The sequence below is a fragment of the Rhodoglobus sp. G.S.4 genome (assembly GCF_056619605.1).
In genome coordinates this window covers 1,002,722-1,014,972 of sequence record NZ_CM152748.1, presented here as the reverse complement: position 1 = coordinate 1,014,972, position 12,251 = coordinate 1,002,722, and the positions used below count along the sequence as shown (strand labels likewise).

Here is a 12,251-nt window from a genome sequence, read left to right as displayed (position 1 = left end):
GTGGTCGCCGCCGTTCTTTTCGAAGTTCACGACACTGCCGGGTCACTGCGCAGCAATGCCACTACAGGTCGCGAGAATGGAACCATGGCTCTTCGACTTCGTGTTCTTCCCGCAGTTATCGCACTTAGCGCATCTGCTCTTCTGCTGACCGCTTGTGTTCAAGCAGAGCCCGACCCTACTGGACCCAATCCGACACGCACCATTGACCCGTCGAGCACGCCTTCTAGTTCCGCGACGCCCGAGCCAACGACCTCAGCAACCGCTGACCCTGAAGCTACTGCCGTCACTCTGGCCTGTACAGATCTGATCTCGCCTCAAGCGATGTATGACTTCAATCCCAACTACTTGTTGCTGAACAACTTCTCCCCCGCTGCTGGGTCTCCCGCCGCTACCGCACTCGCGTCGAAAGGCATCGCGTGCCGCTGGGAGAATTCCACCAGCGGTGTGACGATCGATGTGTCAGTTGCCAAGCCTGCCCCCAACAAGCTCGACGGACTCAAGTCGAACGCTGGTAGCGCTGCGAGCGGCTTTGACGGCTACTTCGCTGCTGCCGGGGGCACCGGAACCGCGCAAGTATTCAGCGGAGCCTATTGGGCAACGTTGAGCTCACAAGCATTCTTCGAAGCCGCGGATGCCGCAGAACTTGTTTCTGACGTGCGTTCAGCACTGAAATAACCGAGCAGACGCGCGATAACCGAGCGGACCCACGGCGCGCAAGATTCTCGCCGTAGCTGCGGCGCTCGTTAGGAGAGCTGTACCGGTGACTGGTGGTCGTCGATCGGCAGCGAGTCTGCTGTTGCCGTGATGACAAGGTTCTGCAGGAACAGGTCAGCCCAATGATTGGTGAGGAACGCGACATCGGCGGCGTCCCGGCCTGTCGCAATGCGCACGAGTGACTGGCGAGGAGCGAGTCCCGTGGAATCGACAACCCACCACTGACCGTCAATGAATGCCTCAGCGACGGCATGAAAATCCATCGGGCTCAGCCCCGGTGCGTATACCGAGGCGTAGCGAGCGGGAACATCCTTGGCGCGCAACATCGCGATGGTGAGATGCGCAAAGTCGCGGCACACTCCCCGACGCGAAAGCAGGGAATGAGCCGCGCCATCCGTCGCGAGAGAAACACCTGGCGTGTAGCGAAGATTCTGCGCTACCCAATTGCGCACCGCGTGCACCAACTCGTGACCGGTCTGAGTGGGAAATAGTGAACGCGCGGTCGGCGTGAGTGCATCGGATTCGCAATAGCGACTGGGGCGCAAGTACTCGACCCGATCGATGTCATTGACCGGTGCCGGTTCGGGGCTCGCCTCAACGGCGGCGGCATAGTGGACGACGAGCCGGCCAGGGCCCGCAATCAGCGTGTGAAGTCGAGTTCCGCGCGCATCGACCAACTCTGTTGGTTGCTGGGGCACGCCATCCAACACGAAATCCAGCGACTCGGATGACGTAGGCCACGAAGAGGCGACAGCGATGCTGAAGACCATTTCGGTGCGACCGCGAAGGTCAAGTTCTTGGTGGGATGAAACTGTGCGCAGCATGACTCGATACTGTCACGGGAACCTGAAGTGGGTATGAGAAGACCGTGCTAATCGTTGGGGCGATTGCTTGCTAAGCTAGGGTCCTTGCCTTCGTAGCTCAGGGGATAGAGCGCCGGTTTCCGGTACCGTAGGTCGGGGGTTCGATTCCCTCCGGGGGCACTGTTATTTCTGCTCTTCGCCGCTTCAGGCTGTTTCCACTGGCTGTCGTGACAAAGGTTATTCGTTGACCTGAGGTCGTTGCGGCGAGATACTGGGGTCACCACCGGAAAGCTTCCGGGGGAAGGGTTCAGGCGTCATCCGCCGATTCGAACCATCGGCATGATTAGGCCTGCAGCTCGGACAGGAAAACTGATCATGGCCGGATCAATCGAATTCCTTTCGTCGACAGGCGATATAGCGCGAGTGAACTACTCAGTTCCACTTCCCGGCAGCCATCAGGGCAGGCGCCTTGTTCGCCTTGATCTTGGCTTGACTGCTGGTGACTGGGTGGAAGCAGAACTGACGGGCGGAACCACCCCTGCGTTAGCCGCAGGAATCCACCAGGATCAGTCTGGGAAGATCACTATAGATCCCGGCGCCGCGACCACATTCTTGCGCAAAAAGTTGACGCGCCTCGGCTACCCAGCCGCCGATATTGACACGGCACTTGCGGCGCTTCCTGACGAGATCGAAGGCAATGATCCGCCTCCGCAGCAACCCGGACTGGCGCCAGACACGCCATTACCGAACCCGCCGAAACCGGGCGGCCTTGAGGGGCTTGCCAAACGATTCGTGTCAGCGGCACGGGAGGGAATGGTCTTGTCGCCTTTGCCCGGGCCCGGCGGATCCGACGTCACGGAAACCGTTCCTGTTGACATCGAGCCAGATCCACAACTGTTCCTCGTTGAAAAAGTCGCTATTTCGTCATTCCTCGGGGACTACGGCATGGGCAAAACTGTCAAGACCTTCACCCTTTTGCCTGGCGAGTCCACCACGATCCGTGTCAAGACGTGGCAGTCCACGAAGAAGAGCCGCAAGGAGTCATCGTCGATCATTGATTCGCACGAAGACGAAGCCAAAGAGCGGTTCGAAACGACCGTGCAAAACGAGACAACGGACAAGAGCACCAAGTCACAGGAAGAGAAGTGGTCTGTCGAGGCGGAGGCTTCTGCCACGTGGGGGTGGGGAAGCGCGAGCGTTAAGGGTTCAGCTTCAGGCGAATACCAATCCGGCCGCGAGCAGTTTGCCAAACAGGTCTCTTCAGCCATCGGCGAGCACGCGAAGACAGCGTCCTCGAAGCGTGAGTTATCGGTAACATCCGAATCCGAAGTTTCGGTCGAAGAAGGATCTGAGGAAGTCATCGAGCGCACCATCACTAACGTCAACGTGCGTCGCGTGCTCAACTTCGTGTTCCGTGAACTCAATCAGGAGTACCAGACGCATCTGCACCTGACCGATATCCATGTTGCTTATACAAACGGCATGGACGGCGTCTGGCGCGAAGTTCCGATCTCTGGCCTTCGCGGACTGCTAGCCGAACTCTTGCACGAAGGCAGTGGCAAACGGGACGAGATTGCCAGACAGATAGTGAAGTTTGCCTCGGTGGTCTTCGATGGGCACGATGAACCCGTCCGCACACTAGAGCTGGTTACCTACGACCCGATCGAAGATACGTTCACGATCAGCACTATCGCCAAGGACGCCGACGGCCTTCCTGAGGCCCCGACCCAGAATCAGTTCTACCGCTTCAAGAAGGGGAATTTGGCCCAAGATCTGGTTCCAGGGGTGCTGCTGTCGACCCAGAGCATCGTGATGCGGACTGATTCGGTGATCGTTGAGGCGCTCTTGGGCGAGTCCGATGCACTCGACGCATTCGCGATGGAAATTCAGGGCGCAGCTGCCACCGCGAAGACTCTTACTAACCAACGCGAGAGCCTGATCCAAGACACTTTGGCGGCAATCCCCGATCCTGAGCAACGGGCGAAGTTGGCTGCGGCGCTCTTCGTGCCGCACGCCTCGGAGCCGTCGCTATGAACCGGGCAAAGTCGTGAGCGGTAACCGGGGCCCTCTCGACGAAGACGGAATAACTGACACCGAGGTCTTGACCGAAACGAGAGTGGCCGACGCAGGTCCTGTAACTAAAGCGGCCCGCAAGTCGACGCCCAAAAAAATTACCCCCAAAGAGGCTGATGCACGTGCGCGCAGCGTCGCCGGCACGTGGCTAGAGCGGATCGACCCAACATTGACGCCGAGAGCGGTGGAAATTTTGGGCTGGGAAAGCCCAAAATTGTCCGAATTTGTCCAGGGCTATCCCTATGGAGCCTGGACTAACTCGCCTTCACTGATCTTCGTCAACTTCGACGCCGTGCCCGTCTGGTCCGATCGCTTGGACGCTTGGCTTATCGCCACCTTGAAGCATGAGTCCATCCATGCGGCGTGGTTCCGTGACGGACCAGCAGCAACACCCCCACGCGCCAAGGGACACCCCGCGACATTTCTCATTGGCCTGGCTCATGAAAAATTGACCTACAAGGAGTGTGCCGCGTGGCTAAAGTCCGGCGCTGCTACCACGCTGATCGAGGACCACATTCGTAAACCGGCCCCTCCGGCTGCGCTTAAAGAGATCAAGCAGCACGAGCGTTCGCAATTCGGCTACTACAACGACCTCACCCGTGCACACGAGCGGGTCGTTAAGCTGCCCGAGGCGCAGCGCGAAAAGGCGGCGTTTATCGAACTAAAAAAATTCGGGCTCCCCGCCACGTTAAGTGCCGACCCTGAAGCGGCCATGAAACAGCTCTACAAGGAGCCGTAGCAACTCGCCGGCCAATAGCGACCCTGCGCGGTTACCGACGATTGATTTATCAGTCAACTGAACCACGTTATGAAACGACGCAGCAGGCCTTGGCGCCGGCATCAGTGCTGGTTGCCACGGAGGCGAGCATCTTGACTGGATCGGCAAAGGCTTCGCAGCAGAGTTCGTAGACGTTGGAACGGCCACGTGGCGTCACTGTTACGAGGCCGTTCTCGCGCAGTGGGGCGAGGTGGTGGCTCACGAGGGTTTGGCTGAGGCCGGTGGCATCGGTCAGTTCACGCACTGTGTGAGCACGCTCGGTGAGCAGCAATACGAGTTGCAACCGATTGGGATCACCGAGGGCTCGCAATAGGGGCGCAAGACTGTGAGCGCGTTCAGCACTTGCCGACCACGCGGGCTTCTGAATCATCAGAAGTTCAACCGGTTTACTCATGACCGCAATCGTACACGAACTGTTTGTTATCAACAGTAAGTACTGTTATTGTGAGCAAACACTGAAGTTGACTTTGAGGAGCGTTGTGACCACCGAACACTCAGCGCCAAGCGCACTGCCCGTCGTCGTTGTCGGAGCCGGGCCCATCGGGCTCGCAGCCGCCGCCAACCTCGTGACTCGCGGCATCCGCACCGTCGTTCTTGAAGCAGGCACCCACGCCGGTGCAGCAATCAGCGACTGGGGTCACGTCGCATTCTTTTCCCCCTGGAACTACAGCATCGACCCCGTAAGCCGCGAACTACTCGAACGCGCTGGCTGGACCTCCCCCGCTGCCGACACCCTGCCAACGGGGGCCGAAATAGTGAAGGACTACCTGCAACCGCTCGCCGCCACCGCCGAACTTCACCCCGTCATCCGCTACAACAGCAGGGTGATCGGGATGTCGCGCCAAGGCATCGACTCCACCAAGACCATCGGGCGCGAACGCCGTCCACTGCTCGTTCGCGTTGACTCCCCTGATGGCGTGTATGACATCCTCGCCTCGGCGATTATCGATGCGTCGGGAACGTGGGGCAACAGCAACCCTGTCGGCGCTTCCGGGCTACCCGCGACGGGTGAAGCCGTCGCCGGTGAGTGGCTAGTTGGCCCGTTACCTGACGTTCTGGGGCGCGACCGCGCTCGCTTCGCAGGCAAACACACCCTCGTGATTGGCATGGGACACTCTGCCGCCAACACCCTGCTGGCTCTTGCCGAATTGCGCGAAAGCGAGCCGGGCACCGAAATCACGTGGGCGATTCGTGGTCGTTCCCCACAGCGCCTCTATGGCGGAGGCACCGCCGATGAATTGCCGGGTCGCGGCGCCCTCGGCACCAGACTCAAAAAGGCCATCGATGCTGGCGCAATCGCGCTTCTCACCGACTTCACTGTCGCGAGTCTCGCACCAGACGATGACGGTCGCCTTGTCGTGACGAGCGAGAACCCTGACGGCGATCAAACCGTGACAGTGGATGCTCTCGCCGCCGCCACCGGGTTCCGCCCCGACCTTGACATCCTGCGCGAACTGCACCTCAGTCTTGACCCTGTGCTTGAAGCTCCTGTTGAGCTTGCACCGCTCATCGACCCCAATGTGCACAGTTGTGGCACGGTGTCGCCGCACGGAGCGAATGTGCTTGCGCATCCGGAGAAGAATGTTTATGTCATAGGCATGAAGAGCTATGGCCGCGCGCCGACTTTCTTACTTGCTACCGGGTATGAGCAAGTGCGATCGGTGGTCGCCGCGCTGGCGGGCGACACGGTGAGCGCTGATCGCGTGAACCTGTTGCTGCCCGAAACGGGGGTGTGCTGCGGAAGCGGCGCCGGATGCTGATCCCGACCATCTGAGCGAATCTGCGACCGCGGCGGGCACTCGTCACTAGTCGTCGATGACGATCCCGAGGTTGCTCGCAAAGAGTGGGGCAAGCTCAGTGAGCTGATAGGAGTTGAGCGTCGCGCCCTTCAGATGCTCGACCCCGCCAAGCTGCCGCAGTTCAACTCCGCGAAGATCAAAGTTGGTCAGTGTCGAGCGTGTGAGATCGAGGTTGTTGATCTGGGTGTTCGCGAACGAGACCCGATTGGCGGTTGCAGCACCTAGGTCGAGTTCGTCGATGCGGCAGTCCGTGAAGAGAACGTCTTCGAGTGTGGCTCCCCGCAGATTGAGGTAACCGATTCGGCAGTGGGTGAATCGAACAGAACTCCAACTCGTTTCGTAGAACTCAGCTGACCCCAATCGTAAGTTTTCGAAACTCACATCGCGAAAATTTGAGCGGGGTGCCGTAAAGATCGGAGCATTGAGTTTGTCGAAGCGAGTGTCAACAAAGGTTGCCGCTCGAAAATCGGTTTCGCTGGCTTCGAGTTCAACAAACTCACATTCAGAGAATGACACTCCGGCCAGTTGCTGCTCCCGAAAGTCAGCCGCAACATACTGCTCACCGCTGTAGCTTTCGTGCGCCTGTACAGCAGCGGCAGTGCCAATAGCGAGGTTCTCGAATCGCAGTTCATCGAATCGAGGGGCTGCGGTTAGCGGTTTTCTAGTCATGCTGTTCGCACTTTCTGGTCCGTTCCCGAATCATCGAATGCCTGCACACCCTCCTGAGCACGCGAATAATCCACGCTACTCGACCCCCAGGAACGCTCCCACCACTAATCTGTCTCCATGACTTCACCCGCCACCGCCGCTGACCGGATCGCCCACTTCTCCAGCAAACTTGACTTCGAAACGGATGCCTCCGACGTGCACGCTGCCATGCACTCAGAGACGACATTCGTGCTCGTCGACACTCGAGGCGATGTGGCTTGGGCCCAAGGCCGAGCCGTTGGTGCAATCCACATTCCTACGCGCGAAATTGCGGAACGTGCCGCCGCCGAGATCCCTGCCGGAACGCCCGTCGTTGTTTACTGCTGGAGCCCCGGATGCAATGGCGCGACCAAAGGTGCCCTCGAGTTCGCGAAGCTCGGCTACGAAGTGCGCGAGATGATCGGCGGATTCGAATACTGGGCGCGCGAAGGCTATCCCGTCGTCAGTAGCGACGGTCGATTAGTGCGCCAGCCTGACGTCCTTACTGCACCTGCGGCTGGACCCGACTGCGACTGCTGAGCTGGCACGGTGCCAGCACCAGGTTTCACAGCGCACCCAGCGTTTTTAGTGCGCCGAGCGCGCCCAGCGCGCCTAGTGCGCGTCGCTTGAGTGCAGCTCCAAGAATTCGTAGAGTTCGCGGTCGTCAACGCCGGGGAATGTTCCTGACGGCAGCGGTGACAGGATGTGTGCGTGGAGCTTTGCGCTCGACCAGGCATTGCCAGCCCACCGGTCGCGCAGAACATCCTCTGGTTTGCGGCAGCAGGTTTCGTCTGGGCAGGTAGATGATCGGCGGTTGTCGGTGGCACGGCCGCGGAACCACTTCGAGTGCGAGAACGGCACCCCGATAGTGATGGAGAACTCTTCGGCATCCGTTGTGCCGGTTTGGGTAGATTCGAAGAAGCTGCCATCGGGGGTGTCGGTGTATTGGTAAAACTCGGTTGTGCGGTTGGTGCGGGTGAATGCGGTGCGGGCGCTCCAATTGCGGCACACAAATTGGCCCTCGGCTGAACCTGTGACGTCCACGGGCAACCGCAATCCGTCATTTTCGTACGCCTTGTAGACGGCACCGTCGTCGCCGACCCGCAAAAAGTGGGTTTCGAGATCCAGGTGCGAAGTTGCAAGGTTAGTGAAGCGCAACGCTGCTGCCTCATGCGTAACACCGAAGGCATCCCGAAAGTCTTCGACAGCAATATTGCGCTGGGCTTTGGCGTTGCTCAAGAATTCGACAGATTGTTTCAACGGCATCAGAACGGCGGCCGCGAAGTAGTTGATCTCCAGTCGTTGATGCAAGAACTCGGCGTAGCTGGTTGGCTCAGTGTGGCCAAGCACTCGGTGCGCCATCGCCTGTAACGCCATCGATCGCAGTCCGTGCCCACCGGGGATTGATGCCGGTGGTAGGTAGATGCGGCCGTGTTTGAGGTCAGTGACCGAACGGGCTGAGTGCGGCAGATCGTGCACGTGAACGAGCTCGAATCCTAATGATTCCGCCATCAAACTCACTGCACGGTGAGTGAGTGCTCCCGTGGTGTGGTTTCCGGCAAGCGTCAACTTTTCTGCTTCTGCTTCGAGATCAGGAAGGTAGTTGTCGAGAGTACGCATCTGCTGGCGCAACTCGGTGTTGGCCCGTCGAGCTTCTTCGGGGGTGGCGATCGCTTTGCGTGAACGGGTAGATAGCTCATGGTGCAATCCAACGATCGCTTCAAGCGTTTCGTCAGGAATTCCTTTTGACGGGCGAATCTTGGGCAGCCCCAATGAGGCGTAGATGGTGCTGCGCTGCACCCGATCCAATTCAATCTCCAAAGCTGCCCGTTTTGTGGGCGGCGCCTCGTCAAGCAAATCAGCCAATTGGATGTCCGTGGCTGACGCAATTGCTGACAGCAAAGTCAATCGTGGCTCGCGTCGCCCATTCTCCATAAGGGAGAGCTGACTTCCAGCAACACCGACTCGGTCGCCGAGTTGGTCGAGGGTGAACCCGGCGGTCGTACGGAAATGGCGGATGCGTTGGCCCAGAGTCACAAGATCATTCACAGGTTCACTATAACTAAAGAAAGCAGATTCTTTTCAGACAAATCCCGAGCAATGCGCAGAAATATGGGTGATCATCGAATAAGAACAGTTTTTTCAGCACCACACACTTCAGCGGAAGGTAGAAATGAGCATCGCCGAGATGACAAAGACCCACTTCTCCGCACCCGACGGAACCGACCCCAGCGTTGTCGCCTGGGTGGAAGAGATCGCCACCCTCACCCAGCCAGACGAAATTGTCTGGTGCACCGGCAGCGCTGAAGAAGCCGACCAGCTCGCGAACCAGATGGTTACCGCGGGAACCCTCACACGACTCAACGACGAGTACCGCCCCCACAGCTTTCTCGCACGCAGCGACCCCAGCGATGTCGCTCGCGTTGAATCGCGCACGTTCATTTGCTCCGCAAAGGAAAGCGATGCAGGTCCATCCAACAACTGGGCCGCTCCCGCAGAAATGCGCACCACGCTTGACGGACTTTTCGCTGGCAGCATGCGCGGTCGCCGGATGTTCGTTGTCCCCTTCTCCATGGGACCGCTTGGCTCTCCGCTCGCCAAAATCGGCGTGCAGGTAACAGACTCCCCCTACGTCGTCATGAGCATGGGCATCATGACGCGAATGGGAACCGCCGTTCTTGAATCGATCGATGCTGGCACTGAATGGGTGCGTGCCATCCACAGTGTTGGTGCACCGCTCGCCGCCGGCGATACCGATGTGCCGTGGCCCTGCAACCAGACCAAGTACATCAGCCACTTCCCCGAGACTCGCGAAATCTGGTCCTTCGGTTCCGCCTACGGCGGCAACGCGATTCTCGCCAAGAAGTCATTCGCCCTACGCATCGCTTCGGTAATTGCTCGTGACGAGGGATGGCTCGCCGAGCACATGCTGCTCCTTAAGCTCACGAACCCACGCGGTCGTGTTTTCCACATCGCTGCGGCATTCCCAAGTGCCTGTGGCAAGACCAACCTCGCCATGCTCAAGCCGACCATCCCCGGCTGGAAAGCCGAAACAATCGGTGATGACATTGCGTGGCTCGGCAAAGGATCTGACGGCCGACTGCGCGCTATCAACCCCGAAGCTGGCTTCTTCGGTGTGGCCCCCGGAACGGGAATCGCCACCAACGAAACCGCGATGGAAACCATCTGGGGCAACACCGTCTTCACCAACGTCGCTCTGAAAGACAACGGCGATGTGTGGTGGGAAGGGATGACCGATGAGGCGCCTGAGCACCTCATCGATTGGCAGGGAAACGACTGGACGCCCGAATCAGGCACCCCGTCGTCGCACCCCAACTCACGCTTTACTGTGGCTGCTGCACAATGCCCCACCATCGCAGATGACTGGGAGTCACCACAGGGCGTCGTCATCGACGCAATAATCTTCGGCGGTCGCCGCGCGACCAACGTGCCGCTAGTGGTGGAGGCACGAGATTGGGAGCATGGCGTCTACCTGGGCGCCACTATCTCATCTGAGCGGACGGCGGCTGCCGAAGGCACCATTGGCGAATTACGGCGTGATCCGTTTGCCATGATGCCTTTCTGCGGATACAACATGGCCGATCACTGGGCGCACTGGCTCTCCGTTGGCCAAAATTTGCGCACCTCAGGCACTGTTCCGCGCATTTTCCAGGTCAACTGGTTCCGCAAATCAGCGGATGGCTCGTTCCTCTGGCCGGGCTTTGGCGAAAACTCTCGCGTGCTTGAGTGGATTCTGGAGCGAGTTGACGGGCAGGTTGCTGCACGCGAAAGCGCCCTCGGCCTGCTCCCCCGCGATGGTGACCTCAACATTGATGGCCTCGAGCTCAGCGACGACACGATGGAACAGCTCTTCGCAATCGATACTGACTCGTGGAAGGCCGAAGCGGCATCCACCGAAGAATTCTTTGCCACCTTCGGTGACCGTGTTCCTACGGCAGTAACTCGCCAACTTGAGCAGCTAAAAACACGCCTCAATAACTAACCAACGAAACCGCCTCGCCGTTCGTCTTTAGTAGTGTGACCACAATTGCGCTAACTGTTGGCCATTCCTCGGCCACAATAGAGACAACGGCGAGGAGGGGCTCAGTGACTGAGACCGAAAACACCCCTGCCCGCTGGGAAGACGTAGTCACGCAACTCGTCGCAGAGCGAGGCGAAGCCTTGACGCGCTATGCGTACCTGATCTCAGGAAACCGCGACGATGCATCCGACCTTGTTCACGATGCACTCGTCAAAACATTCGGCCGGCTGCGCAACGGCTTTTCCATAGCCAGCGCAGAAGCGTATGTGCGTCGCGCCATCCTCAACACCTATCTCGATCGAGGTCGACGACTCAGTCGTTGGCGCAAAATTGCGCACCTCACTATTGAGCCTGAAACTCAAGAATCTCCGGATGCCGACACCGAGATTCGACTCGACTTGCAGTCTCAGTTGATGAAGCTACGCCCGCGCGAACGGGCCTGCATAGTGCTGCGGTATTACGAAGATCTGAAGGTGGATGACATCGCCGAAACCCTGCAGATCAGTCCCGGCGCCGTAAAACGCTATTTGAGTGACGCGCTCGCGCGGATGGCAGTGAGCCTTGATCGCGCCGAAACCCACGACCTGCGGAGCCACCATGGTTGATGAGAACGAACTGCGCGCCCACCTCGCCGCAGGAGAAAAGCCCGCGATCACGATCGACACCGCTGCCATAGTTTCCCGCAGCAAAGCCCGACGCCGACCACGCCAGTTGGCGGTTGGTGCTGTTGGTGTTCTCGCGGCAGCATCCCTGCTGTTTGCCGGAATTAGCACATTTCCCCGCACCGGTGATCTCATGGCAGGAAGTGTGGCATCCGACCAATCGGCGACTCGCGAAGAGGGCGGTGCCGGTGCGGACTCAGCGGAGTCGTACATTGCGCCCCAGGATGGCGCCGTTTCCGAAACGTGTGGAGCAATCATCCCGTCGAGCGCGGCGACACCCTATGGGCTCGCGATTGACCTTGACATTGATAGTACGGTCCCGGCATCCGGCAGTGCGTTCGGTACCGTTCGTCTCACCAATACTTCGGATGAAGCAGTAACGGGAACAACCGCCTCGGTCCCCGACGTCAATTTGACGCGGGACAGTGTCTCGATTTCTCACAGCCCCGACGCACAAATCCTGTCCGTCATTCCGGTGAATTTGCAGCCGGGCCAAAGCATTGAGTTCGCGGTCTCAATTGCGATTCACGATTGCACGGTCATCGACACTGGCGGAAAGGTCGAGCCTGGCACCTACGCCATAAGCACCTCGCTCGCATTCGCGCCGACCGACCCCGAAACGGGAGCGGCTGCCGAAGTGCGCAGCACACCGTCAACGATCATTCTGGAGTAACTAGGTCGCTCCACGTGTCG

General features: G+C 59.1%; 12 protein-coding genes and 1 tRNA gene. 9 read left to right on the top strand and 4 right to left on the bottom strand.

The genetic code is table 11. The annotated features are described in order from the left end of the window. Positions 1-675, top strand: a complete 675-nt coding sequence (locus AC061P_RS04930; protein WP_449648843.1) for an arginyl-tRNA synthetase — start codon at positions 1-3, stop codon at positions 673-675. A gap of 68 nt (positions 676-743) precedes the next feature. Here the strand turns inward: AC061P_RS04930 and AC061P_RS04925 are convergent, their stop codons facing one another. After that, positions 744-1,538: a transglutaminase-like domain-containing protein gene (locus AC061P_RS04925; protein WP_449648842.1), complete on the bottom strand. Its 795-nt coding sequence runs from the start codon at positions 1,536-1,538 to the stop codon at positions 744-746. A gap of 86 nt (positions 1,539-1,624) precedes the next feature. On the opposite strand from AC061P_RS04925, the gene AC061P_RS04920 reads away from it, so the two are divergent. From AC061P_RS04920 to AC061P_RS04910, 3 genes are all read left to right on the top strand, one after another. Beyond that, positions 1,625-1,697, top strand: a tRNA-Arg gene (locus AC061P_RS04920). A gap of 195 nt (positions 1,698-1,892) precedes the next feature. Further along, positions 1,893-3,551, top strand: a complete 1,659-nt coding sequence (locus AC061P_RS04915) for a hypothetical protein (protein ID WP_449648841.1) — start codon at positions 1,893-1,895, stop codon at positions 3,549-3,551. A gap of 82 nt (positions 3,552-3,633) precedes the next feature. Further along, positions 3,634-4,329 (top strand): hypothetical protein, encoded by a 696-nt coding sequence (locus AC061P_RS04910; protein ID WP_449648840.1) that lies wholly within the window; start codon positions 3,634-3,636, stop codon positions 4,327-4,329. A 67-nt stretch (positions 4,330-4,396) separates the two neighbouring features. Here the strand turns inward: AC061P_RS04910 and AC061P_RS04905 are convergent, their stop codons facing one another. Continuing rightward, positions 4,397-4,762: an ArsR/SmtB family transcription factor gene (locus AC061P_RS04905; RefSeq protein WP_449648839.1), complete on the bottom strand. Its 366-nt coding sequence runs from the start codon at positions 4,760-4,762 to the stop codon at positions 4,397-4,399. A gap of 85 nt (positions 4,763-4,847) precedes the next feature. Here AC061P_RS04905 and AC061P_RS04900 point away from each other — a divergent pair, with 85 nt between their 5' ends. Then, positions 4,848-6,128: an NAD(P)-binding domain-containing protein gene (locus tag AC061P_RS04900; RefSeq protein WP_480391983.1), complete on the top strand. Its 1,281-nt coding sequence runs from the start codon at positions 4,848-4,850 to the stop codon at positions 6,126-6,128. 45 nt (positions 6,129-6,173) lie between these two features. Here the strand turns inward: AC061P_RS04900 and AC061P_RS04895 are convergent, their stop codons facing one another. Next, entirely contained in the window at positions 6,174-6,836 is a 663-nt protein-coding gene (locus AC061P_RS04895; protein WP_480391982.1) for a pentapeptide repeat-containing protein, read from the bottom strand. Between the two features lie 117 nt (positions 6,837-6,953). On the opposite strand from AC061P_RS04895, the gene AC061P_RS04890 reads away from it, so the two are divergent. Beyond that, positions 6,954-7,394 carry a rhodanese-like domain-containing protein gene (locus AC061P_RS04890; RefSeq protein WP_449648836.1) on the top strand — a complete coding sequence of 147 codons (441 nt, stop codon included), beginning with the start codon at positions 6,954-6,956 and terminating at the stop codon, positions 7,392-7,394. Positions 7,395-7,466: 72 nt separating this feature from the next. On the opposite strand, the gene AC061P_RS04885 is transcribed toward AC061P_RS04890, so the two are convergent. After that, a complete protein-coding gene (locus tag AC061P_RS04885) occupies positions 7,467-8,903 on the bottom strand; it encodes a helix-turn-helix domain-containing protein (protein ID WP_449648834.1) in 1,437 nt (478 codons plus the stop codon). Positions 8,904-9,042: 139 nt separating this feature from the next. Between AC061P_RS04885 and AC061P_RS04880 the strand changes: the two genes are divergently transcribed. The 3 genes from AC061P_RS04880 (at position 9,043) to AC061P_RS04870 (ending at position 12,231) form a co-directional block, all read left to right on the top strand. After that, complete coding sequence (locus AC061P_RS04880) at positions 9,043-10,857, top strand: phosphoenolpyruvate carboxykinase (GTP) (RefSeq protein ID WP_480391981.1); 1,815 nt, start codon at positions 9,043-9,045, stop codon at positions 10,855-10,857. A 104-nt stretch (positions 10,858-10,961) separates the two neighbouring features. Continuing rightward, positions 10,962-11,501 (top strand): sigma-70 family RNA polymerase sigma factor, encoded by a 540-nt coding sequence (locus tag AC061P_RS04875; protein ID WP_480391980.1) that lies wholly within the window; start codon positions 10,962-10,964, stop codon positions 11,499-11,501. After that, positions 11,494-12,231, top strand: coding sequence for a hypothetical protein (locus tag AC061P_RS04870; protein WP_480391979.1), 738 nt, complete (start codon positions 11,494-11,496; stop codon positions 12,229-12,231). The genes AC061P_RS04875 and AC061P_RS04870 overlap by 8 nt, the downstream gene beginning before the upstream one ends. The last annotated feature ends 20 nt before the right edge of the window (positions 12,232-12,251 follow it).

Excerpts from the sequence above, each read along its gene's own strand:
- AC061P_RS04925 (WP_449648842.1), bottom strand. The coding sequence starts at position 1,538 with ATGCTGCGCACAGTTTCATCCCACCAAGAACTTGACCTTCGCGGTCGC.
- AC061P_RS04890 (WP_449648836.1), top strand. The coding sequence starts at position 6,954 with ATGACTTCACCCGCCACCGCCGCTGACCGGATCGCCCACTTCTCCAGC.
- AC061P_RS04915 (WP_449648841.1), top strand. The coding sequence starts at position 1,893 with ATGGCCGGATCAATCGAATTCCTTTCGTCGACAGGCGATATAGCGCGA.
- AC061P_RS04905 (WP_449648839.1), bottom strand. The coding sequence starts at position 4,762 with ATGAGTAAACCGGTTGAACTTCTGATGATTCAGAAGCCCGCGTGGTCG.
- AC061P_RS04895 (WP_480391982.1), bottom strand. The coding sequence starts at position 6,836 with ATGACTAGAAAACCGCTAACCGCAGCCCCTCGATTCGATGAACTGCGA.
- AC061P_RS04870 (WP_480391979.1), top strand. The coding sequence starts at position 11,494 with ATGGTTGATGAGAACGAACTGCGCGCCCACCTCGCCGCAGGAGAAAAG.
- AC061P_RS04880 (WP_480391981.1), top strand. The coding sequence starts at position 9,043 with ATGACAAAGACCCACTTCTCCGCACCCGACGGAACCGACCCCAGCGTT.